18 protein-coding genes are annotated in these 23897 nt (G+C 72.0%); 8 read left to right on the top strand and 10 right to left on the bottom strand.

What is annotated here, in order from left to right:
• Positions 1-70: 70 nt before the first annotated feature.
• From J5O08_RS00335 to J5O08_RS00325, 3 genes are read right to left on the bottom strand one after another with little or no spacing between them, the layout of a single operon-like run.
• Complete coding sequence (locus J5O08_RS00335; RefSeq protein ID WP_218704867.1) at positions 71-1711, bottom strand: extracellular solute-binding protein; 1641 nt, start codon at positions 1709-1711, stop codon at positions 71-73.
• Positions 1712-1766: 55 nt separating this feature from the next.
• Positions 1767-2693: a carbohydrate ABC transporter permease gene (locus J5O08_RS00330; RefSeq protein ID WP_230322822.1), complete on the bottom strand. Its 927-nt coding sequence runs from the start codon at positions 2691-2693 to the stop codon at positions 1767-1769.
• Positions 2687-3742 (bottom strand): sugar ABC transporter permease, encoded by a 1056-nt coding sequence (locus J5O08_RS00325; RefSeq protein ID WP_218704866.1) that lies wholly within the window; start codon positions 3740-3742, stop codon positions 2687-2689. The genes J5O08_RS00330 and J5O08_RS00325 overlap by 7 nt, the downstream gene beginning before the upstream one ends.
• A 267-nt stretch (positions 3743-4009) precedes the next feature.
• On the opposite strand from J5O08_RS00325, the gene J5O08_RS00320 reads away from it, so the two are divergent.
• Genes J5O08_RS00320 through J5O08_RS00310 form a run of 3 tightly spaced genes read left to right on the top strand, consistent with a single transcriptional unit; the run spans position 4010 to position 8563 of the window.
• Complete coding sequence (locus tag J5O08_RS00320) at positions 4010-5041, top strand: LacI family DNA-binding transcriptional regulator (RefSeq protein WP_218704865.1); 1032 nt, start codon at positions 4010-4012, stop codon at positions 5039-5041.
• Positions 5038-6489 (top strand): serine hydrolase, encoded by a 1452-nt coding sequence (locus J5O08_RS00315; RefSeq protein ID WP_218704864.1) that lies wholly within the window; start codon positions 5038-5040, stop codon positions 6487-6489. Before J5O08_RS00320 ends, J5O08_RS00315 begins: the two co-directional genes overlap by 4 nt.
• Positions 6490-6511: 22 nt before the next feature.
• Positions 6512-8563 carry an alpha-glucuronidase gene (locus J5O08_RS00310; RefSeq protein ID WP_218704863.1) on the top strand — a complete coding sequence of 684 codons (2052 nt, stop codon included), beginning with the start codon at positions 6512-6514 and terminating at the stop codon, positions 8561-8563.
• Between the two features lie 186 nt (positions 8564-8749).
• Here J5O08_RS00310 and J5O08_RS00305 read toward each other — a convergent pair whose 3' ends face one another.
• The 4 genes from J5O08_RS00305 to J5O08_RS00290 form a co-directional block, all read right to left on the bottom strand.
• On the bottom strand, positions 8750-9163 hold the full coding sequence (locus tag J5O08_RS00305) for a hypothetical protein (protein WP_218704862.1): 414 nt from the start codon (positions 9161-9163) through the stop codon (positions 8750-8752).
• Entirely contained in the window at positions 9160-10983 is a 1824-nt protein-coding gene (locus J5O08_RS21430; protein ID WP_218704861.1) for a PKD domain-containing protein, read from the bottom strand. Before J5O08_RS21430 ends, J5O08_RS00305 begins: the two co-directional genes overlap by 4 nt.
• A gap of 547 nt (positions 10984-11530) precedes the next feature.
• Positions 11531-12208, bottom strand: a complete 678-nt coding sequence (locus J5O08_RS00295; RefSeq protein ID WP_218704860.1) for a hypothetical protein — start codon at positions 12206-12208, stop codon at positions 11531-11533.
• Positions 12209-12258: 50 nt separating this feature from the next.
• Positions 12259-13914: a histone-like nucleoid-structuring protein Lsr2 gene (locus J5O08_RS00290; RefSeq protein ID WP_218704859.1), complete on the bottom strand. Its 1656-nt coding sequence runs from the start codon at positions 13912-13914 to the stop codon at positions 12259-12261.
• 321 nt (positions 13915-14235) lie between these two features.
• Here J5O08_RS00290 and J5O08_RS00285 point away from each other — a divergent pair, with 321 nt between their 5' ends.
• Together J5O08_RS00285 and J5O08_RS00280 are read left to right on the top strand one after the other, a co-directional pair.
• Positions 14236-15342 (top strand): hypothetical protein, encoded by a 1107-nt coding sequence (locus J5O08_RS00285; protein ID WP_218704858.1) that lies wholly within the window; start codon positions 14236-14238, stop codon positions 15340-15342.
• 65 nt (positions 15343-15407) lie between these two features.
• A complete protein-coding gene (locus J5O08_RS00280) occupies positions 15408-15926 on the top strand; it encodes a thermonuclease family protein (protein ID WP_218704857.1) in 519 nt (172 codons plus the stop codon).
• A 102-nt stretch (positions 15927-16028) separates the two neighbouring features.
• Here the strand turns inward: J5O08_RS00280 and J5O08_RS00275 are convergent, their stop codons facing one another.
• Positions 16029-17450 (bottom strand): glycoside hydrolase family 1 protein, encoded by a 1422-nt coding sequence (locus J5O08_RS00275; protein WP_218704856.1) that lies wholly within the window; start codon positions 17448-17450, stop codon positions 16029-16031.
• A gap of 445 nt (positions 17451-17895) precedes the next feature.
• On the opposite strand from J5O08_RS00275, the gene J5O08_RS00270 reads away from it, so the two are divergent.
• From J5O08_RS00270 to J5O08_RS00260, 3 genes are all read left to right on the top strand, one after another.
• Positions 17896-19788: a beta-glucoside-specific PTS transporter subunit IIABC gene (locus J5O08_RS00270; protein ID WP_218704855.1), complete on the top strand. Its 1893-nt coding sequence runs from the start codon at positions 17896-17898 to the stop codon at positions 19786-19788.
• A gap of 80 nt (positions 19789-19868) precedes the next feature.
• Positions 19869-20723, top strand: coding sequence for a PRD domain-containing protein (locus tag J5O08_RS00265; RefSeq protein ID WP_218704854.1), 855 nt, complete (start codon positions 19869-19871; stop codon positions 20721-20723).
• A 72-nt stretch (positions 20724-20795) separates the two neighbouring features.
• The gene (locus tag J5O08_RS00260) at positions 20796-22199 is read left to right on the top strand and encodes a hypothetical protein (RefSeq protein WP_218704853.1); all 1404 of its coding nucleotides are present in this window, start codon (positions 20796-20798) and stop codon (positions 22197-22199) included.
• 72 nt (positions 22200-22271) lie between these two features.
• Here the strand turns inward: J5O08_RS00260 and J5O08_RS21310 are convergent, their stop codons facing one another.
• Positions 22272-22886, bottom strand: coding sequence for a DUF47 family protein (locus J5O08_RS21310; protein WP_218704852.1), 615 nt, complete (start codon positions 22884-22886; stop codon positions 22272-22274).
• Between the two features lie 5 nt (positions 22887-22891).
• The gene (locus tag J5O08_RS00250; protein WP_218704851.1) at positions 22892-23851 is read right to left on the bottom strand and encodes an inorganic phosphate transporter; all 960 of its coding nucleotides are present in this window, start codon (positions 23849-23851) and stop codon (positions 22892-22894) included.
• Positions 23852-23897: the final 46 nt, after the last annotated feature.

The following is a 23897-nucleotide window of genomic DNA, read 5'->3' as shown; positions in this document are numbered from 1 at the left end:
CGGGGATGGGGACGAAGCTCGCCGCCGTCCCGGGCGCGAGGGCAGTGGCACCCGGGACGACGGCGAGGGCTCAGCCGTTGTCGGCCACGTAGCGGTCGCGCGCGCCGTTGACGACGTCGACGTACTGCGTCGCGCCCTTGCCCTCGAGGTCGGCGACGAACGCGTCCCACTCGGACAGGTCGCGCTGGCCGAGGATGAACTGGATCGTGCCCTGCGAGACCGCGTCCCGGAGCGTGGTGTCGATCAGCGTCAGCTGCTCGTTCTCGGCCTCGTCCAGCGGGGCCGGCGGCGCGAGGTCGATCATGTCGTAGTCGGCGATCGACTCCTGGAACGCGACCTCGGCGTCGGAGAACGTCGACCACAGCAGCTCGGTCGCGCCGCCGTAGGCGAAGTTGCCGCCCGCGAACCCGAAGTCCTTCTGCAGGTGCTTCGGGGCCCCGGGGTTCAGCCCGACGTAGTCGACGTCGGCGGCGAGGGTGCGGGTGCCGTCGGCGGCCTTCTCGAAGGTCGTCCCCTCGACGCCCCACTTGGTGAACTCCTGGCCCTCGTCCGAGTAGAACAGCCAGTCGATGAACTGCATCATCGCGACGAAGTTCGGCGAGTCGGCCGCGTCGGCGTTGATCATGATCCCGTTCTCGGTCTGCGTGACCGGGTTCAGCACGCAGCCGACCGGGCCGCACGGGAACGGGATCTTCGCGACCGTCGCGTCGGGGTCGTTGGTCGCGAGCCCGGGCTCGTACTCGTTGACGACGCTCTGCGCGTTGGTGCCGATCGCCACCGACTTCCCGGTGACGAACTTCTGGATCGCGCTGTCGTCGTCCTGGGTGAAGCTCTCGGGGTCCATCAGCCCGTCGGCGACGAGGTCGTGGAAGTACTCGACCATCTCCTTGTACTCGGGCATCGCGGCGGTGGCGACGAACTCCTCGGCGTCGCCGTCCCAGGTCGCGTTGTTGTAGCCCCAGCCGGCGGAGGTGCCGAAGCCGAGCGCCGCCATGTTGAGCAGGTTGCCGCCGGGGTAGGTCTCGGAGAACCGGTCGGAGAACGGGTACTCGCCCGGGCGGGCCTCCTTGATCGCCTCGAGGGTCGTGCGGAACTCGTCCCACGAGGTCGGGGCGTCGAGGCCGAGGTCGGCGAGCACGTCCGTGCGCATCGCGATCGTGTAGTCCTGCCACGGCGCCTCGTGCAGGCCGGGCAGCACGTAGTACTTGCCGTCGGCCTGCCGGAGCTGGTCGATGTTGTCCTCGAGGCCCCAGTCGGCGACCTTCTGCTGGTAGTTCGGCATCAGGTCGACGTAGTCGGAGACTGCGAGGATCGCGCCCGAGGACACGAACGCGTCCTCCTGACCGGGGTAGGTCTTCGCGATGATCGACGGGGCGTCGCCGGCGCCGATCAGCAGGCTGCGCTTCTGCTCGTAGTCGGACATCGGCACGAGCGTCGGGTCGAGCGTGACGTTCGTGCGGTCGGTGATCTCCGACCACAGCAGCCAGTCGTCCTGCGACGGGTAGTTCGGGTGGTCGGAGAACAGCATCGAGAACGTGAGCGGCTCCGTCGCGGTGAACTGGTCGCCGGCGGCGTAGTCCTCCATCGCCCCCGTGCGGTTGTCGAGGCCGGAGGTCTCCTCGTCGCCGTCGGAGCCGCCGGAGCAGGCGGTCAGGGCCAGGGCGAGGGCGGCTGCGGCGGCGAGGCCGCGCGCCCGCGTGCGCTGGGACATGGCATTCCTTTCGTGACGAACATCGTCGTTGGTCGCGGGAGGGAAAGAGCGGGGGTCAGCCCTTGACGGAGCCGAGCATCACCCCCGAGACGAAGTACCTCTGCACGAACGGGTAGACGCAGAGGATCGGGAGGACGGTGAGCACCATCGTCACGGACTGGATGTTCGCGGAGACCTGCGCGACGTCGGCGGCCGCGGCGCCCGTGGACTGGGCGGTCGACGACCCGGCGATGAGGTTCCGCAGGTAGACCGTGACCGGGAACAGCTCGGACTTGTCCATGTAGAGGAACGCCGCGAACCAGGAGTTCCAGAAGCTGACCGCGTAGAACAGCAGCATCGTCGCGATCACCGCCTTGGACAGCGGGATGACGATCTTCCACAGGATCCGGTAGGTGCCGAGGCCGTCGATCTGCGCGGCCTCCTCGAGCTCCAGCGGGAGGTTCTCGAAGAACGCCTTCATCACCAGCAGGTTGAACACGCTGATCGCGTTCGGCAGCACGATCGCCCACAGCGAGTTCTTCAGCCCGAGGCTCGTGATGAGGACGTAGTTCGGGATCAGGCCGCCGTTGAAGAACATCGTGAACACGGCGATGCCGATGAGCACCGAGCGCCCGCGCAGGTGGTGCTTCGAGATGACGTAGGCGTAGCAGGTGGTGAGCACCAGGGCGATCGCCGTGGCGACGACGGTGTAGATCACGGTGTTCTTGTAGTTCGTCCAGAACATCGCGTCGTTCATCACGAGCTGGTACGTCGTGAGGTTGAACCCGACCGGCCAGATGTTCACCTGGCCCGACCGGATCGCGGTGTCCGAGCTGAACGACCGCGCGATGATCATGAGGAAGGGGTAGAGCGTCACGGCGACGACGCCGAGCAGCGCCACCACGTTGAACGCCCGGAACACCTTGTAGCCGCGGGTCTCCCGCAGCAGGCTGCCGGTGCGCGCGGGCAGCGGGCCCGCGGAGGTCTCGACGGTCGTCACCACAGGCTCGCTCCCACCGCTCGCTTCGAGATCGCGTTCGCGGAGAGGATCAGCGTCAGGCCGATGATCGACTCGAACAGCCCGATGGCCGCCGCGTACGAGAAGTTGTTGGACACCAGGCCGACCCGGTACAGGTACGTCGAGATGACGTCGGCCGTGGGATAGGTCAGCGGGTTGTAGAGCAGCAGGACCTTCTCGAACCCGACCGCCATGAAGGTGCCGATGTTGAGGATGAGCAGCGTGACCATCGTCGGCCGGATGCCCGGCAGCGTGATGTGCCAGGTCTGCTTCATACGGTTCGCGCCGTCGATCCGCGCCGCTTCGTAGAGGCTCTCGTCGACCGTGGTCAGCGCCGCGAGGTAGAGGATCGTGCCCCAGCCGACGGTCTGCCAGACCTCGCTCGACACGTACACCGCGCGGAACCACTCGGGGCGCTGCAGGAACGGCACCGCGTCCCCGCCCAGCGCCGTGACGACCTGGTTCACCGTGCCCTCCAGCGAGAGCAGCTGGAACAGCATGCCGGCGATGATGACGATCGACAGGAAGTGCGGCAGGTAGGACACCGACTGCACGAACCGCTTGAACACCCGCGAGCGCAGCTCGTTCAGCAGCAGCGCCAGCACGATCGGCAGCGGGAAGCAGAACAGCAGCGTGAGCGCGCCGATGACCAGCGTGTTCCGGAAGACCATCCAGAACGTCGGGTCGGACAGGAACATCTCGACGTAGCGGAAGCCCACCCACTCCTCGCCGAAGATGTTGCCGCCGGCGCGGAACTTCCGGAACGCGATGACGTTGCCGAGCATCGGCGTGTACCGGAACACCGCGAAGAAGATCAGCGGCAGCACGGCCAGCGAGTAGAGCTGCCAGTCCTTGCGCAGCGCCGTACGCCAGGGGATCTTGCCGTCCATCCGGCCGCGGCGGGTCCGGCGGCTGGTGCGGCCGCGGCGGGCGCGGGCGTCGGGGTCGGCGGCCGGGGTGATCTCCGCGGCCGGGCCGGCCGGGCCCGTGGGCACGGGGGCCGGCGTGGTGATCTCGGGGCCCTGGACGGTCATGCGCTCACCGCGCCAGGGACCACGACCGGCCGGCGCGGGTGGCGTCGGGCTGGAGGCGGTGCGTCGCTCATGTGGCATCCACTTCGTCGTGGGTTCGGTCGGGCTCGCGTTTCGAAAGTTGCGCTCCGACGACCGATACCGTTTCACCCGCACCGTAGGGGCGTCGGGCGGCGTCCGTCAACCACACCCCTCTTCCCGCCGTCGGGCACGGTCCGTGCGCTACAGTCGGGGCCAGCTGCTCGACAGCGACAGTTTCGAAGGGGAACCATGCCGAGAGGCCGCACGACGATCGCCGACATCGCGAGCGAGGTGGGCGTGTCGATCCCGACCGTGTCGAAGGTGCTGAACGGCCGCACCGACGTCTCGGAGGCGACCCGCGCCCGCGTCGAGGCGGCGCTCGAGCGGCACGACTACCGCAAGCCCGTCGCCACCCGGGGCTCCGGCCACGGGGTCCGACTGCTCGACCTGGTGTTCCACGCCGCCGACAACCTGTGGGCGCAGGAGATCATCAAGGGCGTCGAGCAGGTCTGCGGCCCCGAGCGGGTCGGCGTCGTGCTGTCCGAGCTCGGCGGCTCGCACCGCCCGCCGCAGGAGTGGATCGACGACGTCATGGCCCGCCGACCGCTCGGCGTCCTGCTCGTGCTGTCCGGGCTCGACGCCAAGCAGCGGCACCAGCTCGAGTCGCGGAACATCCCGTTCGCCGTGGTCGACACCCAGGGCGAGCCGCCCGCCGGCGTGCCCACCGTCGGCTCCAACAACTGGAACGGCGGCCTGTCCGGCACCCGGCACCTGCTCGCGCTCGGGCACCGCCGGATCGCCGCGATCTCCGGGCCGGACGACATGCTGTGCTCCCGCGCCCGCGTCGACGGCTTCCGAAGCGCGCACGACGAGGTCGGCGTGCCGTGGGACCCCGCGCTGATCCGGTGGGGCGCGTTCGACGCCGAGAGCGGCTACCGGCACGGGCTCGACCTGCTCGACCGCCCCGACCGGCCCACCGCCGTGTTCGCCGGGTCGGACTACCAGGCGCTCGGCGTCCTGCGCGCCGCCCGCGAGCTCGGGCTGCGCGTCCCCGAGGACCTGTCCGTCGTCGGGTACGACGACCTGCCGATCAGCCAGTGGATCGACCCCGGGCTGACGACCGTGCACCAGCCGCTGCGGGAGATGGCGTCCATGGCGACCCGGATGCTCCTGACGCTCGCCGCGGGCGGGCAGCCGCCGTCGACGCGGGTGGAGCTGGTGACGGAGCTGGTGATCCGGGCGTCGACCGCGGCGCCCTCGTCGACCGGGGGCCGGTCGTGACCGGAGGCGCGTGGGACGCGGCGCTCGACGCGCTGGACGGGCTCGACCCGCACGCGCTCGTCGTCGCCCGTCACGGGACCGTCCTGGCGCGCGCGACCTGGGCGCCGTACGACGCGGAGCACGCCGGGCTCGTCTACTCGGTCTCCAAGTCGGTCACCGCCATGGCCGTGCTGCTGCTCGAGTCGGAGGGGCGGCTGGCGCTGTCCGACCCGGTCGACCGGCACCTCGACCTGCCGAACCCGCACGGGTTCACGCTGCGGCACCTGCTCACCATGTCCACCGGGCACAGCCGCGAGCAGACGTCCGTGATGCCGGCGGACCCGGCCGTCCTGCTGACGACGCCGCCCGAGTTCCCCGTCGGGACGCGGTTCGCGTACTCCTCCCCCGCGACCTGCACCCTCGGCCGCGTCGTGCACGCCGTCGCCGGGGAGCAGCCGACCGCGTACCTGAGGCCGCGGCTGCTCGACCCGCTCGGCATCGGGCCGCGGTGGTGGCGGCCGCTCGCCGGCGTCGAGCAGGGCTTCTCGGGGCTGCACCTCACCGTCGACGACCAGGCGCGGCTCGGGATGGCGCTGGCGTCCGGGGGCGTCGCGCCGGGCGGGACGCGGGTGCTGCCCGCGGCCGTGGTCGAGGCGATGGCGACGACGTTCGTGCCGACGGCCGACACGTTCGTCGAGGACCATCAAGGCCCCGAGCCCGACACCGCCCACGACGACTGGGCGCTCGGGTACGGGTACGGGGTCTGGCGCAGCCGGCACGGGTACCGGATGGACGGGGCGTACGGGCAGTTCACGCTCGTCGTGCCCGAGTCCGGGGTCGTCGTGGCGTACCAGGGGTCGGCGATGGACACCCAGCGGGTGCTCGACGTGCTGTGGGGGCTGGTGGCGGCGGCTGGGTCGTGGCCGGCCGGGGCGGCGGGTGCGGGTGAGCGCGACGCGTCGGGCGGGGCGCCGGGCGCGGCCGGGTCGGCCGGGACGCTCGTCGGCGGTGTCGCGGAGCGCGACTCGTGGGCGGCGCGCGACCGGTACGTCGCGTCGGACGCCCCCGCGCTCGACGTCGCGGGGTGGACGCTGGACGACGCCGGGCCCGACGCGTGGCGGTTGACGATCGCGGCCCGCGACGGCCTGCCCGGCGGCGTCGTCGACCTGCGCCCGGACGCGTGGAACCGCGGGTCCCTCACGCTCCGACCCGGCGACGTCGCGTCGGGTGCCCCCAGCGACCCCGTCCCCGACGGCGTCGTCCCCGTCGCGGCGCGCGCCGAGCGGCTGCCCGACGGGACCGTGCGCGCCCACCTCGTCGCGACCGCGTCCCCGCACCGGCTGCTGGTCACCCGCGCCCCCGACGGCGCGCTCTCCGCCCGCTGGCACACCGCACCGCTGTGGGAGCCCACGCTCGCCACCCTCCTCGTCCCGCCGCTGGTCGCCGCACCGGCGCGGGGACCGTCCTGACCGCTCGACCCCCACCGGAGCCATGACCCCCGACAACGCCGTCGCCGTCACCGTCCACCCCGCCTGGCTGCCCGACGCGGCCCTGGTCCCGCTGCGCGCGCAGCCGTCCGCCGTCCTCGGCGCCGGGCCGTGCCTCGACACGGTCCGCTCGGAGCTGTCGTCCGGCTCCTCGGCCCCGGCCGCCGCCGAGGCGCGGCTGGTCGTCGCGCCGGTCGAGGCCGTCGCGTCGCCGTCGTCGGTCGGCCTCGACGCCCTGCCCCAGGTCCCCGCCGGCGGCCACGCCATCGTCCGGACCGGCGACCGCACGGTGCTGCTCGGCGCCGACGGACCGACCACCCTGCGCGGGCTGTACGCGCTGGCCCGCGAGGAGGCGGTGGGGCGGATGCTCGGCCGCGACGCGGTGCCCGGGACGACGACGAGCGCGCCCGAGCAGCCGCTCCGCATGCTCGACCACTGGGACAACATGACCGTGCACCCGGTGATGGGCCAGATCGAGCGCGGCTACGCCGGCGGCTCGATCTTCTACGCCGACGGCGAGGTCCGCGCCGACCTGGGCCGGGTCCGCGACTACGCCCGGCTGCTCGCCGCGACCGGCGTCGAGGCGGTCGGCATCAACAACGTCAACGTGCACGCCCACGAGGCCCGGCTGCTGACCGAAGGCCTCCCGGACGTCGCGCGCATCGCCGCCGTCTTCCGGGCGTACGGGATCCGGATCTTCCTGTCGGTGTCGTTCGGGTCGCCGCAGCGGCTGGGCGGTCTGGCGACATCGGACCCGCTGGACCCGGCTGTCGCCTCCTGGTGGGCCTCGACGGCGGACCGGGTGTACGCCGCGGTCGCGGACTTCGGCGGCTTCCTCATCAAGGCCGACTCGGAGGGCCAGCCCGGGCCGTTCGCGTACGGCCGCAGCCACGCCGACGGCGCGAACATGCTCGCCGCGGCGCTGCGGCCGCACGGCGGCACCGTCCTGTGGCGGGCGTTCGTCTACAACCACCACCAGGACTGGCGGGACCGCACCACCGACCGCGCGCGGGCGTCGTACGACCACTTCGCGCCGCTCGACGGGACGTTCGCCGACAACGTCGTCCTGCAGGTCAAGCACGGGCCGATGGACTTCCAGGTCCGCGAGCCGCTCTCCCCCGTGCTGGCCGCGATGCCGCGTACCCGGCTGGCGATCGAGCTGCAGGTGACGCAGGAGTACACCGGGCAGCAGCGGCACGTCTGCTACCTCGCGCCGGCCTGGCGGGAGTACCTGCGGTTCCCGCTGGACGGCTCGCGGGCGGTGGCGTCGATCGTCGGCGGATCGGGGGCGTCGTCGCCCGCGGGTGGGGTCGTCGCGGTGTCGAACGTCGGGGACGACGCGTTCTGGACCGGGCACCCGCTGGCCCAGGCGAACCTGTACGCGTTCGGGCGGCTGGCGTGGGACTCGACGCTGACAGCCGAGGACGTGCTGGACGAGTGGATCGCGCTGACGTTCGCCTCGGCCGATGCCGACGACCTGGCGCGGATCCGGTCGGTGCTGCACGACGTCATGGACGGCTCGTGGGCGCGGTACGAGGGGTACACCGCGCCGCTGGGCGTCGGGTTCATGGTCGACCCCGGCACCCACGGCGGGCCGTCGGTCGACGGGTACGAGTACTCGCGCTGGGGGACGTACCACTTCGCCGACCGCGACGGGATCGGAGTCGACCGCACGGTGGCGACCGGGACCGGGTTCGCGGGGCAGTTTCCGTCGCCGTGGCGGGAGACGTACGAGTCGGTCGAGACCTGCCCGGACGAGCTGCTGCTGTTCTTCCACCACGTCCCGTACGCGCACGTGCTCCGGTCGGGGAAGACGGTGATCCAGCACATCTACGACTCGCGCTCCGAGGCGGTCGAGGGGCTGGACGCGGTCGAGGCCTCGTGGGACTCGCTGGCGGACCTCGTGGGCGTGGCGGTGCCGGCCGCCTTCGACGCGCGGGTGCGGGAGCGGCTGGAGGTGCAGCGCGCGTCGGCCGTGGAGTGGCGGGACCAGGTGCGGAGCTACTTCTGGCGGAAGTCGGGGGTGAAGGACGCGTCGGGGCGGGTCGTGTACTGAGCCCGGGGTACGCGGCGTCACTCGGCGAAGTCGAACGACGTTCTGAGCATGCGTACGCGGTGGACGCATGCGGCCGGGGGGCGAGTGGACCCGCCGCGCCGTTAGTGCGTATCGAATCTGGGTGCGGTGCAGTCCGGCGCCATGGGACCGGCGCGGCCCGCGGAACTCATCGAAGCGGCGATGAGTTCATCGGCTGCGCTCGCTGGCGCGCGCAGCGAATGTGAAGAGCGTGAGCTCGACGACGACGAGCGCGATGATCTCGGCTCGGGCGACGTGCGACCAGAACTCCGCGGGTGTGATCACCCCTGGCTGACCCTGATTGAGTCCGAACCGGTCGTACCAGGGGTTCTGCACGGTGACGACGATCATCGGCACGAGAGCCGTGGCCATCCGGAGCGCCTGCGGGAACGGGCTGCGCCGGAACGGACCACGAAGCCCGACGAGGGCGGCGGTGAGAACGCACGGCAGCATGAGCAAGACGGCCGGCCACGACATTCCGACCGCGACGGCGCCCAGCCAGGCTGCACTGACCAGGAGCGGCCACCACAGGTAGCTGCGCGCCGGGCTGGGCGTCGTCGCGGATTGTCGAGTTCGGGTCACGGGAGGGTAGTCAGGGCCCAGGTGGCGCTGGGATGCGTGTGGGTCTCGTCGCCGTCGGAGACGACGACCCGAACCGCGTGGATGGAGCGTTCGCCGGCCGTGGTCGTGTGTGTGTACGTCGGACCCGTGCCCACAGGCGTGTCGTCGAGGTACCACTGGAACGTCACCGGCACGTTCTCGGGGTCGGTGGCAGCGACGGAGAACACCTGACTGGCCCCGCCGGTGACGGTGACCCGACCGGTCGCAGGACTCGAGGTCGCGACCACGGCGGGGGCACTGGCCTGGTTCGAGACGACCCGCACGTAGCTGGTCGTGCTCAGCCCGCGCGAGTCCGTCACGCGTGCCCCGACGAGCTGGTCGCTAGCCCGGTCCGGTGTGAAGGGCGCCGTGGTGCCGGTGGCGTCGTCGAAGTCCCCGTCCAGGTCGAAATCCCAGCGCACGGTCAGGGCGCCCGTACCGCTGCCGGTCGTCGCGGTCAGGGTGGTCGGGGCGCCGGCGGTCACGGTGGTGCCGGGACCGGCCAGGGTCAGGGTCGGCATGGCGACGGCCTGCACCTGTGCGATCAGTTCGGCGTTCAGCGCGGCTGCCTCGTCGGCGGCGGCCTGGAACGTGGTCAGCAGGTCGGTCGAGGCGGCCAGGACCGCGTCGTAGGCGTCGAGTGCGGACATGTTCGTGGCGGGCGGGACGAAGGCCAGGATCCGGTCGACCACGACCTGGGCATCAGCGGGCGTGAATCCGATCGCCTCGTAGTCGGCAGTCTCCTGCGGGCTGAGGCCGGTGGACGAGAGGCGGGTCTGCAAGCCGGTGAGCGCCGCCGCGTCGATGGGGTCGTCGGCGCCGGGCTGAGTCGCCAGCGCGTCGCGCTCGGCCTGCAGCAGAGCCATGAGTTCTTGCTGGTCGGCCACGAGCGCGCTCGTGTACTGCTCCAGAGAGACCGCGTGGCTGACCGTCCAGCGCACATCATCGGCGTCCCGGGCTCCCAGGAGACGCTCGTGAGAGTCGATGACGGCCTGCACCGTGGCGGCCTGCTCGGCCTGGAGCGTCGCGATCCGGACCTGCTGCAGGTGCGACGGGTCGTCGATTGCCGGTGCGAACGGGTAGCTGCTGGACAAGCCCAGGGCGGCGAGTCGGTCCGCGAGGTCGGTCTGCACCGCTTCGATGTCGAGTCCGACGGCCCGTCCGTAGGCCGGGTCGGCGGGGTCGTCGGCCAGGTTCTGGTAGTGCTGCGCCTGCGTTCCGGCGAGCGAGTTGATGACCAGCCCGCCGATGTAGAGCACCCCGTCGTTGTAGCTCGTCGGGACAGTGAAGTCGGTGAAGGACAAGCCAGCAGTACCGCCGCCCGCGACCAGCCCCGTGAGCGGCACGCTCCACCCGGCAGAGCTCGCGAACCGTCCGGCGTCCGTGGCGGCGGCTCCGGCTTGAACGCCACCGGCGTAGCGGCCGAAGTTGGACAGCTGCGACCACCCGCCCACCTGGGCCTGAGCCTCCGCCTTCACCGACGCGGAGTCGAAGTCATACCCGGCTAGGTCTGTGCCGGTGACCGAGAATGCGTAGTCGGTCCCGGCGCCGAGCAGGATGTCGTGGGCGGGGTCCCATGTTCCGTTCAGGTCGTTGTCGATGAGGATGTCGTAGCGGCCGGCCTCCAGGGTCGGCAGCCAGGCGTACTGGTCGTAGAAGGTCCCGAATGACTGGAACCGGTTCACCGAACCCGTGACGTCGACAGCGCGGTCGCCGTCGGACCAGGTCGTGTTCGCGGTGACGTAGATGTCCGCCGTGGGCACGATGTGGCCCGGCGGGACGTAGTCCAGGTCGCCGGTCACGCACACCGGCTGGTTGCGGTGGAACGTCTCCTGCGGCCAGAAGTCGCAGTCCGTCACCATCGCGGACGCGGCGGCGGCCGGTCCCGCGCCCGCTAGAAGAACCAACGGGGCGAGCAGCGCCCCTGCTCCCAGACCGGCGGTCAGTCTTGTTCGTACGCCTGTCATTGCTAGCCCCCTGTTGCTGTGCTTGGGGGACCTGGCCCGAGCGATCGCCGATCCCCCTGTCCTCGGGACGCTAACCACGGCAGCAGAGGGGGGGTGCTTGATTCGCTCCGGCTTCACCCGAAGGGGTGCCGCGCTCAGGTCGCCGGCGGGGCGCTGAGATGGCACGGCCTTCGCCCACCTCAAGCAAGGGCGCGGTCTGGCCACCCGGTTCGACAAGCACGCCGCGAACTACCGCGGAGCCGCCGTCCTACGGGCCTGCTCTGCCTCAGACCGTGAGGAGACGCGTCCTGGTCAATAGGCGGCGCGGCGCGATTCACGCACGATCCACGTTGCCCGACGCAGCCGATCGTCGAGTACTGCTGCGGCGTGACGCGCGCGGGGCTCACGGGCCGGGCTCGCTCGCGGCGCTCCCGTTGTCCCGGAACAGCACCCACTCGAGCCGCTCCGCAGGCACGCCGAGCGTCCGACTCCAGTCGTGGACCGCCTCGACGTACGCCCGGTACCTCGCCGCGCGGGACCGGCTGCCGGCGAGGTCGACGAGCCGCACGTCGAGCGTCGTGTTCAGCGCGCGGTAGACCCTGTCGTCCAGGATCAGCGGCTGCCAGTCCCGGCCGGCCCGTCGGCCGGCGTAAGCGAACCACTTCGTGAAGAACGACGGACCGACGCCAGGGCACCTCCAGCCGTCGTAGGCCTCGGCGAGCGCCGCCGTGCCGTTCGCGTCCCGGAGCCGCTCGACGCTCGTCCGCAGTGCGCTCAGGAGCTGCGCCCGGTGGGCGAAGGCCCGCGCGGTGTGCCGGAGCGTCCGCGTGCCGGTGACCCCCGCACCCCAGGCCTGGACCGCGAGGAACGCTCGGAGCAGTGCCACATCGTCCGCGAGGTCGGTGCCGTCGAGCAGACCGTGGACTGCCTCGCGATCGACCAGCCGGTCCCCCGGCGTGCTCTGGCTCGGGCGCGACACCGCGTCGTCGTCGAACACCGCCAGCACGCCCGGATCGATGTCGAGCAGAGCCGATCGCCAGGACCAGGGCCGGATCAGGACCGGCTTCTGCGGCTCGTTCACGTGTGCATCGACCAGGCCTTCGAGCGCAGGCGGAACCTCGAAGCCCTCGCTCACGGCGTCACCTCCACCGGGTGCGCGTCGTGGTACCGGGCGACGACGTCCGCCGACAGGCGGCCTCGGTCGCTCACCACGATGCCCTGGCCGCGCGCCCACTCGCGGATCACCGCCGGCGCGACGTCGGCGCGCGCCGCCACCACGCGCTCGACCGCAGGCGCCGGGGCCGATGGGGTGGCGCGCCCGTGCCTGGTCGCGGTGACCGTCGGCGCGGCCGTGGGCTGGACGTGGTCGAGCAGGACCCCGAACAGCTCCGGCGCGACGATGCGGGTGCCGAGGCGCTGCGCGTCCGCCAGCTTGGTGCCGGCGAAGCTGCCGTCGGTGACAAGCATGGCCGTGCGGCCTGACACCTTGGTCGAGACCCGCAGGCCCGCAGCCTTGGCCCGCGCCTCGAGCACCGTCCGCACGTCCTCGTCGCACCCGGTGAACACCACCGACTCCCCGACCCGCAGCGGCTCGCCGTGTGCCCACCCCTCGGGCAGCGGCGCCAGCCCCTCGCTCTGCCGGGCGTCGCGCCGGGCCGCGGCGGCGTCCAGCGACGCGAGCACCCGGCTCCGGTCCACACCCAGCAGCTCGGCGACCTCGTACAGCTCGGCGCGCTCTGCCTGAGTCACCCGGGCATCGGCGACCGCCTTGCCCGCGAGCGCGAGCAGGAACGCCTCGTGCGCGGCGGTGACCGCCTCCGGCGGCAGCTCCCACAGCTGCGCGATGTCGGCGAGCGCGCCGGCCTCGTCGTCGGTGAGGACGCCGTCCTCCAGGACCTCCGCGAGCAGCTCGACGTACGAGGCCGTGCCTTCCGGCGCACCCGTCGGGACGGCGTCCGCCACTGCGAGGTCGTCGAGCAGCTGCACGAGGCGGCGGTGCTCCCGGGGCTGCTCGCGGATCCGGCGGTCCTCGCGGACGACGCCGGCGGGAGCCGCGGGCACCACGGTCCCGGACGGTCCGTCGGGCCACGCCACTCCGGCCGCTTCCGCGACCAGCGCGTCATACAGAGCTGCCCCGCCGCGCCGTGCGCCCAGGTAAGCCGCCAGCAGACCGGCGGCCGCGCGGGCGTCGCCGAGCGCCGAGTGCGCGCCCTCGTGCCGGACGCCCGCCGCGGCGCAGCAATCGGGGAGCCGACGGCGGGCGAGGGACGGCAGGTGGCGGCGGCTCTCCTCGAGCGTGCACAACGAAGGAGCCCACGGCATCGCCCACCCGGCGCGAGCGAACTCGGCGCGGAGGAACCCGAGGTCGAACCGGGCGTTGTGCGCGACGAGCACGAGCCCGGACAGCCGGCCCGCCAGCGTGGCGACCTCGGCCGCGAACAGCGGCGCGTCCGCGACGTCCGCGGCGGTGATGCCGTGGATGTGCGTGGCGCCGACCGGGCCCTGCGGGTTGAACCGGGACGACCACTCGTCGATCGGCCGGCCGGCGGCGTCGCAGCGGACGACGCTGAGCTCGAGGACCCGGTCGCGGGCGGCCGCGAGGCCGGTCGTCTCGACGTCGAGGACGGCGAAGACGGCGCGCGGAGCCGACGTGAGGGGCAGCGAGGGGACCGCCACCGGCGTCGCGGCGCGCGTCGTCGGCGCGGGAGGCCCGACCTGGTCGAGCAGCTGCGCCGCTGTGGGCTCGTCCGTGCGCTTCCGTGGCCGCAGCCAGTCCCACATGCCCATGCGTCGTCCTCGGTCGGGGTCGGGTCGTTGCCGGAGGCTATCGGCAGTGCGCCGGCCGGCGACAAGGGCGTCTGCACCCGGGTCGCCCGATCGGACGCGCGCACACGCCGACGCGTCGCCACGCCCCGTCGCGCGAGGGCCGGACCGCGCTCGAGGGCTGAGGTGAGGACTGAGGGCTGGGGTTCGTCAGACCGGCCAAGTGGCTGAATTCGAACGGGCGCGGCCGGTTTCGCGCCCCGCGATCAGTCTTTCGGCTCTAGCCTCGGCAGGCTGACGGTGGGTGGAGACGAGAGGTGCCCGATGAACGAGCCTGAGCTGACGATGACCCGGGACACCGCGACCACGGCACCGGCGGAGTTCGTCGCGTCGGCCAAGCAAGCCACCCAGACCGACGGCTTCCAGGCGCAGATCTACAAGGCGATCTCGGTCCAGCGGCCGGTGGTGCTCGAGTACCTGCGGTCGCTACGCCGGGACAAGCCGGACGCGTCCCCGGCCGAGCTCCTCAAGGAGCTCGATCGCCGCTACGTCGCGACCGTCACGACCACCAGCACGGGCGTCGGCCTCTCGGCCGCGATCCCGGGCGTAGGCATCCCCGTCGCACTCGGACTTGGCGTCGCCGACCTGCTGTTCTTCTACGAGACGAGCGCGCTCTACGTCCTGGCCGTCGCGGAGCTCAACGGCATCGAGGTCGACGACGCGGCCCGTGCTCAGCCCCTCGTCTTCGGGATGCTGCTCGGAGAGAAGTCGCAGAGCCAGGTGACCAAGATCGTCCTCGGTTCCATCCCCGGCCTCGACGCCGGCGACGCTCGCACCGTCGCGGCCGGTGTGGTCGGCAAGGCGATGCCGAACGGCTGGGGCGAGGTGCTCACCCAGCAGCTCCCCGACTCCGCGCTGGCACCCGTCCTCACCATCCTCGCGCGCGAGGCGCTCAAGAACGGCGCGAAGATCGGCGCAGGCACCCTGGGCAAGGCCATTCCCTTCGGAGTCGGTGCCCTGATCGGCGGGGTCGGCAGCTTCACCTTCGGTCGCGACGTCGTGAAGTCCGCTCGGGTTGCGTTCCCCCAGCCGCTGACGGCGTTTCCCGCGGCGCTCGTGGAGTTCGTGAGGACTGAGCCTGAGTCCGTCGCCCCGTCGCGCGCCGCCGCTGCGTTGCAGAGCGCCGCCGACAGCGTCTCCGACTTCGGCGAGGACGTCTGGGGAACCGTGACGCGGGCGGCCGACGTCTTCCGGTCGGTCGACCTGGATGGCGACGGCGTCCCGGACGAGGCGCGCGCGCTCACCGCGGTGAAGGGCGCCGGGTCCGCGGTCAAGGGGGCGGGATTCGCGGTCAAGGGTGCTGCGGCCGGTGCGGTCGGTTCGATGTTTCGCCGGAAGCGTGCCGCGGACGCGACCGAGACCGGGGACTCGGTCGAGCACTCCGGGGCATGAGCGCGGTACGCACCGGTGCGAGTGCGACATCCCGCCGTCGGCGCCATGGACTCGGTGCCCTGGTCATGATCCTCGTGGCGGTGGGCGTGGCCTGGTGGGGCCTGCCACGCCTCGGCCTGATCGACCCCGCTGACACCGAGAGCGAACCTGGCGCCCTCGTACGACCGCCGTCCGCCGCCGGTCCGGTGCCGGTGGAGCGGGTCGTCGACGGGGACACGATCATCGTGCTCCGCGACGGAGCCGAGGAACGAGTGCGGTTGCTCGGCATCGACACCCCGGAGAGCGTCAAGCCCGACAGCCCCGTCGAGTGCTTCGGCCCCGAGGCCTCCGCGCGCACGGCGGAACTGCTGACCGGACGGTCGGTCTGGCTCGAGAGCGACCCCACCCAGGACCCCGTCGACCAGTACGGTCGCACCCTGGCGTACGCGTGGCTCGACGAGTCGACGCTGGTGAACCTGCTGCTCGTCGCGGAGGGGTACGCCTACGAGTACACCTACGACGTCCCAGGCGTGCACCAGGTGGCACTCGCGTCGGCCCAGGACGATGCCTCTGCAGCCGGACTCGGCCTCTGGGGTACCTGCTAGCTGCGCGTCAAGCCCAGCGCAGCGAAGTCGGGACGCCGAGGAGCGGACCCCTTCGCCACGAAGAGGCCGCTCCTCGCCTGAGCGCACAGTGCGCCCGGCGCGCTACCGCTCCAGGCTCCCCCCGTTCGTCCGGATCACCTCGGCGTACCAGTCGAACGACTTCTTCCGGTACCGCTCCAGCGTCCCCGACCCGTCGTCGTGCCGGTCGACGTAGACGAACCCGTACCGCTTGCTCATCTGCGCCGTCCCCGCCGACACCAGGTCGATGCAGCAGCCCCACGTCGTGTAGCCGAGCACGTCGACCCCGTCGCGCAGCGCCTCCTCCACCTGCACGAGGTGCTCGTTGAGGTACGCGATCCGGTAGTCGTCGACCACGGTCCGCACCCCGTCCACCTCGACCAGCTCGTCGACGGCACCGAGCCCGTTCTCGACGATGAACAGCGGCTTGCGCCACCGGTCCCAGAACTGGTTCATCACGATGCGCAGCCCGACGGGGTCGATCTGCCAGCCCCACTCGCTGGCCACCAGCGTCGGGTTCGGCACGCCGCCCATCATGTTGCTCTGCCCTTCGAGCGCCCCGGGATCGGCCGTCTCGCAGATGCTCGAGTAGTAGGAGAACGACACGAAGTCGACCGTGTGCTTCAGCGTCTCGCGGTCGTCGTCGGTGATGTCGAGCTCGACGCCGAGCTCACGGAGGTGCCGCAGCAGGTACCCGGGGTACTCGCCCCGGCAGTGCACGTCGCCGAACGCCAGCGTCTGGTGCTGCGTCCGCATCACGGCGAGCGCGTCGGCCGGCGACGGCGTCAGCGGGTACGCCGGCACCGCGATGAGCATGCAGCCGACCTGCGCGTCCGGGGCGACCTCGCGGGCGATCTTCGTGGCGAGCGCGCTGGCCACGAGCTCGTGGTGGATCGCCTGGTAGAGGTCGGCCGGCGACAGCTCGTCCTTGGGCGTGAGGATCGCGCCGCTCAGCAGCGGGGCGTGCAGCACGGCGTTGATCTCGTTGAACGTCAGCCAGTACTTGACGCGCGACCCGTACCGCTCGAACAGGGTCCGCGCGTACGTCGCGAAGTGGCCGATCATCTCCCGGCTGACCCAGCCGTCGTACGTCCGCGCGAGCGCCAGCGGGGTCTCGTAGTGGGAGATGGTGACCAGCGGCTCCATGCCGTGCTTCTCGCACTCGTCGAGCACCCGGTCGTAGAACGCCAGGCCCTCCTCGTTCGGCTCGGCCTCGTCGCCGTCCGGGAAGATCCGCGCCCACGCGATCGAGAACCGGAACGTCCGGAAGCCCATCTCCGCGAACAGCGCGATGTCCTCGGCGTACCGGTGGTAGAAGTCGATGCCCTGCAGCTTGAGGTTGTCCGGCGTCGGCTCGTCGGTGGGCGGGCCCATGACGCCGCGGGGCATCACGTCCTGGATGGACAGGCCCTTGCCGCCCTCGTCGTACGCGCCCTCGCACTGGTTGGCGGCGGTGGCTCCGCCCCAGAGGAACCCGGGCGGGAAGTGGGTGTCGGTGGTGGTCACGATGGCGCCTCTCTGCGATGGGGGAAGGGGGCGCGGCTGACGTCGCGGATGGACCGTCCTCGGGCATGAAAAAAGACCTGCGCGAACCGGGCGCAGAAGGCCTCGGACGCGGCAGGTCTTGCCTGATCTGGTCAGTCACAATCCTGGTCGACGTCGCCATTCCTACCGTCGGCCCGAGGGGCCGTCAAGCCCCTCTTCAGCTCACCGTCGGTGCTACTCATCAGTCTGTGGACACCCGGTGTTGACAGGTGCTCAAGCCGCGCTGCTAGGTTCGCCGCAGTCGCCGCTCGACGGCGGCTCGTGCAGGTCCGGGGTTGTTACTGGCGACAGGCAAAACCCGAGCCGAGGCTGACCGGAGCATTGTTTCCGCCTGCCACCGGCTCGGGTTTTTTCGTGCCCGAAATCGCCCCGACGCTGCGCGCTGCGACCGGTTCGAGGAGGAATCGTGGCAACGGCCAGCAAGTACCAGACGATCGCGGACGACGTCCTGCGCGCGGTCGGCGGAGTCGAGAACGTCGTCTCCGTGACGCACTGCGCCACCCGGCTGAGGTTCCGCCTCAGAGACCGCGAGCGCGCGGACAAGGCCGCGGTCGAGGCGACCCGCGGCGTCATCACCGTCGTCGAGGCCGGCGGGCAGTTCCAGGTGGTCATCGGCAACACGGTCAACAGCGTGTTCGAGGCCGTCGCCGCCACCGGCGTCGCGACGGAGGCCGCCTCGTCCGGCGGGTTCCTCGCGCGGGCCATCGACCTCGTGACGAGCATCTTCACGCCGTTCCTCTGGGTGCTCGCCGGCACGGGCCTGATCAAGGCGTTCCTCGCCGTCGGCGCGCGGATCTCCCCCGAGTGGGGCGAGTCCTCGACGTACGCGATCTGGTTCACCGCGGCCGACGCGATCTTCCAGTTCCTGCCGATCCTGCTGGCGATGACCGCGGCCAAGCGGTTCAAGGCGAACCTCTACACGTCGGTGGCGATCGCCTGCGCGCTGATCTACTCGGCGACGCTGCCGGTGATCCCCGGCGCGGACGGCGCCGAGGTGACGCTCGACGCCTTCGCGGCGGGTGGCGGCGAGCTCACGTTCCTCGGCGTCCCGGTCGTCATGATCAGCTACCTGTCCGCGGTCATCCCGACGATCCTCGCGGTCTACGCGCAGTCCCACCTGGAGCGGCTGCTCGCCCGGTTCGTGCCCGACGCGCTGCGGAACTTCGTCACCCCGATGATCACGCTGGCCGTCATCGTCCCGGTCACGTTCCTCGCGATCGGACCGGTGTCCGACATCGTCGGCCGCGGGCTGTCGAGCGGCATCAACACGATGTGGGACCTGAGCCCGGCGGTGGGCGGCGCGCTCATGGGCGCGCTGTGGCAGGTGTTCGTCATCTTCGGCGTCCACTGGGGTCTGACGCCAGTGATGCTGCAGGACATGGTCACGCAGGGGTACTCGCTGCTGACCGGCCCGCTGTTCGCCGCCGTCCTCGCCCAGGCCGGCGCCGCGGCCGCCGTGCTGATCAAGACGCGCAACCGCGACCTCAAGGGCGTGGCCGGACCCGCGACGATCTCGGCGTTTCTCGCGGGCATCACCGAGCCGGCGATCTACGGCGTCACGCTGCGGCTGAAGAAGCCGTTCATCTACGCCTGCATCGGCGGCGCCGTCGGCGGGTCGATCGCCGCGGCGGGCGGGTCGGCGGCCGAGGGCTTCATCCTGCCGGGCGCGATCACGGTGACGGCGACCATGGGCATCGGCAACTTCACGATGCAGCTGATCGGCACGGGGCTGGCGATCGTCATCGCGTTCGCGCTGACGATGACGCTCGGGTTCACCGACATCCCGAACCCGCCCGCCGCTGAGGCCCCGAAGCCGTCGGGCGCGGCCGGCGGCGGCGTCGCGACCGCGCTCCGGACGCGGGTCGTGCTCGCACCGGTCGCCGGGCGGGTGATCGCGCTCGACGCGGTGCCGGACGCGGTGTTCTCGTCCGGCGCGCTCGGGGCGGGCGCAGCGGTGGTGCCGTCCGCGGGACGCGTCGTCGCACCGGTCGACGGCGAGGTGCTCACCGTCCTGCCGCACGCGTACGGGCTGCGGACCGTCGACGGCGTCGAGGTGCTCGTGCACGTCGGCCTCGACACCGTCCGGATGGCGGGCGAGGGCTTCGCCCCGGCGGTCACGCCCGGGTCGCAGGTGGTCGCCGGTGAGCTGCTGGGCGAGTTCGACCTCGCCGCCGTGGTGGCTGCCGGCTACGACCCCAGCACGGTCGTCGTGGTGACGCGATCGCCGGACGGGGTCGCCGTGACGGCGTCCGGCCACGGCTCGGTCAGCGAGGCCGACGCGCTGCTGCGGATCGGATGAGCCGACGAGCCGACGGCCCGGGTGGCGGTGATGAGCCGGCACCCGGGCCTCCCGCGGACGGACCGCGTCGAGGAGGACGCATGCGCGTGGTGCGGGTCTTCAACAACAACGTCCTGCTGGCCGACGACGGCGCCGGCGCGGAGGTCGTGCTGATGGGCCGAGGCCTCGGGTTCCAGGCCCGGCCCGGCGACGCCGTCCGGGAGGACGACGTCGAGCGCACGTTCGTCGCCGGCGGGTCGACCACGCCCGAGCACATCGCTGCGCTGCTCGAGGACATCCCCCCGTCGGACCTCGACCTGGCGCAGCAGATCGTCGACGAGGCGCGGGTCGAGCTCGGGCCGCACATCACGGCGCACGTGCTGATGCCGCTCGCGGACCACCTCTCGTACGCGCTGCGCCGGGCGCGCGCGGGGACGGAGATCGCGTACCCGCTGCAGTGGGAGGTGCTGCACCTGTACCCGCGGGAGGTGGCGTTCGCGCGGCGGTGCCTCGCGGAGGTGGCGTCCGCGACCGGGGTCCGGCTGCCCGACCTCGAGGCGGTGCCGTTGGCGCTGCACTTCGTGAACGCGCAGCTCGGAGGCGGGGACGGCGGGGAGATGGCGCGGACGTTCGAGATGACCGAGGCGTTCGCGGCGGCGCTCGGGATCGTGCGGGCGCTGCACGGGTGCGTGCTGGACGAGGAGTCGCTGGAGGTGGCGCGGTTCGTGACGCACCTGCGGTACCTGTTCGTGCGGCAGACGCGGGGGGAGGCGGTGCCGGGTGGGGGGTCGGCGGCGGCGCTGCGGGAGGCGGTGCGGGGGGAGCATCCGCGGGCGTTCGACTCGGCCGTGGCCATCGCCGGGCTGCTGCGGGGGCGGTTCGGGTGGGACGTGGGTGGGGAGGAGGAGGTGTATCTGGCGCTGCATGTGGCGCGGTTGGCGGGTGGGGTGGGGTGAGCGGGCGGGATCGATCCGCAGGATGGCGGGCCCGGGGCGGCGACCGGGCTCTTCACCTTCGGCCGCGACGTCGTGACGTCCGCTCGGGTTGCGTTCCCCCAGCCGCTGACGGAGTTTCCCGCGGCGCTCGTGGAGTTCGTGAGGACTGAGCCTGAGTCCGTCGCCCCGTCGCGCGCCGCCGCTGCGTTGCAGAGCGCCGCCGACAGCGTGTCCGACTTCGGTGAGGACGTCTGGGGAACCGTGACGCGTGCAGCCGACGTCTTCCGGTCGGTCGACCTGGATGGCGACGGCGTCCCGGACGAGGCTCGCGCGCTCACCGTGGTGAAGGGCGCCGGGTCCGCGGTGATGGGTACCGGCTCGGCGGTCAAGGGCGCTGCCGTTGACACCGGTAGCGTCCGCGGTATGGCAGACCGAGACGAGACGTCATCCCGGCCTCCCCGCTGGCACGCCGCGCTGGTCGCGGAGGATCTGCCACCATCCGACGGACCTGTCGCTGCCCTGGTGAAGGCCGATGGCCGGACGTGGGCCTGGATCCCCGACTCAGGGAGCCTTCGGCCACTCCCTCGGATCGGATCACCCTCGGACGCCGTCAGCTCCTTCGCCGAAGCGGGAGGCAAGGCGGTGCTCCTCGAGGCCGAGGCACTGCGGCCGGACGACGCGAGCCCGATGTTGGAGCGCCGATACTGCGAAGGCATCTACCGACTCGACCCACGCGATCTGACGACCACGCGCCTCCCGTTCGAGCCGCGCGGCGGCTGGGACTGGCGGCACGAGTTCGCGACCTCGCCAGACGGAAGGATGATCGTTGTCGCCGAGCGGTGGCGGCCTGATGAGTTCTACGCAGTTGCCCGACAGTTCGCGCCCGATCAGTTTCTCGATCGACTCCGAGCCACGGCCACCCTCCCAGTTCACGTCGCACTCCATCTGGTCGACACGGCGGCAGGCACCTCGAGGTCCGTTCTGACGATACGAACCTCGATGCCGCGGTCGTCAGATGACCGTCCCGTTCAATGGGCACCCGACGGCTCGCTCATCGCTGTCTCGCTCATGTCTGAGGTTCCGGGCGTTCCCACGACGCTGGTCCTCGAACCCACGACCGGCGACATCCGGCACGAGATCGCGGGCACACAGCTGGTCGGGTCTCTCTCATGGCACCACGACAGCGACCGCCTGCTTCTCGAGCGTCAAGGGCGAATCGTTGAACACCGTCTCAGTCACGGCGACGAGCACCCGCTCCCGCCTCTGCCCGGAGCGGGATCGTCCACGCGGAGGCCGACGCCCCCGGGTGCCGGCCGTCACAGGGTGCTCGGTTACGCCGACGAGGAACGGCTCTTCTCCGTCACCCACCGCGGATCGGTGATGACGCTCTGCCGCATCCGCCGGGGGTCGGCAGAGGTCGAGCCCCTAGCCCGGTGGGCCGGGTCTACCGACATGTACCCGTACCTAACCTCCATGCCTTGGGACTTCTGGTCATAGGCCTTGGCCGCGATCGCTCGGGCGCACCTTTCGTGTACCGCGCACCGTCGCGGGCCGGTCGGCGGTTGCGCCTCACGTCCCCCGCTTGATCGCCGCGGTCGCGAGGTGGTCCGCCGCCTCCGACAACCGCAGCCCCACGATGTCCAGCCGCCGCAGCACCTCCCGCCGCCGCAGCGTCGACGCCGTCAGCGGCTCGGCGAGCAGCGCCGCCATCGCGAGCTGGTACTGCCCCCGCACCGGCGCCTTCTTCGCCGCGAGCGCCGCCACCGACACCCGCCGCACGTCACGCCGCAGGCACTCGGTCGCCGCCCGAAGCGCCCGGACCCCGACCCGGATCTCCTCCAGCACGCCCACCCACGACGGCGCCGGCCGCACCCCGTACAGGTCGACCTCCCGCACGAAGTCCCGCAGGTTGTCGAGCACGTCGTCGACCGCCCGCGAGTACGTGAACAGGTCCTCCCTGTCGAGGTACGACGTCAGCGCGCGGGTCAGCGACTCGACGACGTGCGCCCGCCACGCGTCGCCCTCGTGCTCGACGGCCGCCACCTCCTCGCGCGCGGCCCTCGCCGACACTGACCCCCGCGCCAGCCGCAGCGCCACGTCGCAGGCTGCCTCGGTCGCGCGCAGCTGCCCGACGAGCCCGTCGACCAGGTCGTCCCGTGCCGCGCCCGAGATTCCGCGTGCCAACCGCCTCATCCGGCGACGAGCCCGGCGCCCCACGCGACGCAGCCCGCCACCACGACGCTCGCGGGCACCGTCAGCGCCCAGGCCAGTGCGACCCTCCCTGCGTACTCCCATCGGACCTTCCCTCTCCCTCGTGCGAGACCGGCGCCCACGAGGGAGCCGGAGAGCGTCTGCGCCATGCCGACGGGGCTGCCGGCCCCGGAGCTGGCGAGCATGACGACGGCCGTGGTCGTCTGCGTGGTCACGGCGTCGAGGCCGCGGACGGCGAGGATGCCGCGGTTGACGGTGCGCTCCATCCGCCCGAGCCCGACAGCCGCGCCGAGCGTGAACAGCCCGCCGCAGAGCAGCAGCTGCCAGAGCACCGGGTCGACCGTGGCCGCGCCCGGCGCGGACGCCACCGCCACGATCGCGAGCAACTTCTGCGCGTCGTTCGACCCGAAGGCGAGGCACAGCAGGCCGTAGGACCCGACGTGCCAGCGCCGCACCGCGCCGGGCGACACCCGCCAGGCGGCTGACAGCCGGTGCAGCGCGGCCGCGAGCGCCAGGCCGAGGAACGGCGCGACGGCCACCAGCGCCAACACCCGCCCGATCGCGGACCACCCCATCGCCTGCCCGGCGCCGAGCCCGCCGCCGGCGATCCCGGCGATCAGCGCGAGGGTCAGGCTGGTCGGCTGACCCCAGCGGCTCAGCGCCCCGGTGACGACCAGCGCGGCGACGACCGCGGCCAGGAACACCACCCGGTCGGCGCGCGGGTCGCCGCCGGACGGCACGAGCTCGTGCGCCACGGTGCTCGCCACCGCGGTGCCCAGCACCAGGGGTGCGACGGCGACCGCCGAGCCCAGCGCGACGAGCGCCAGCCAGGGCCGGCCGCCGTGCACGCGCAGGCTCGTCGCCGCGATCGTCGCGCCCGCGTTGGAGCCGTACACCAGCGCGAGCACGCCCGCGGCGACCAGCAGCGCCACCTGCACCGTGACCTCCTCGTGACATTTGCGTACGCGCTCTCGCAAACGTCAC

Source organism: Cellulomonas sp. PS-H5, assembly GCF_019265565.1.
Lineage (GTDB): Bacteria > Actinomycetota > Actinomycetes > Actinomycetales > Cellulomonadaceae > Cellulomonas.
This window is presented reverse-complemented; position numbering and strand designations above follow the sequence as displayed.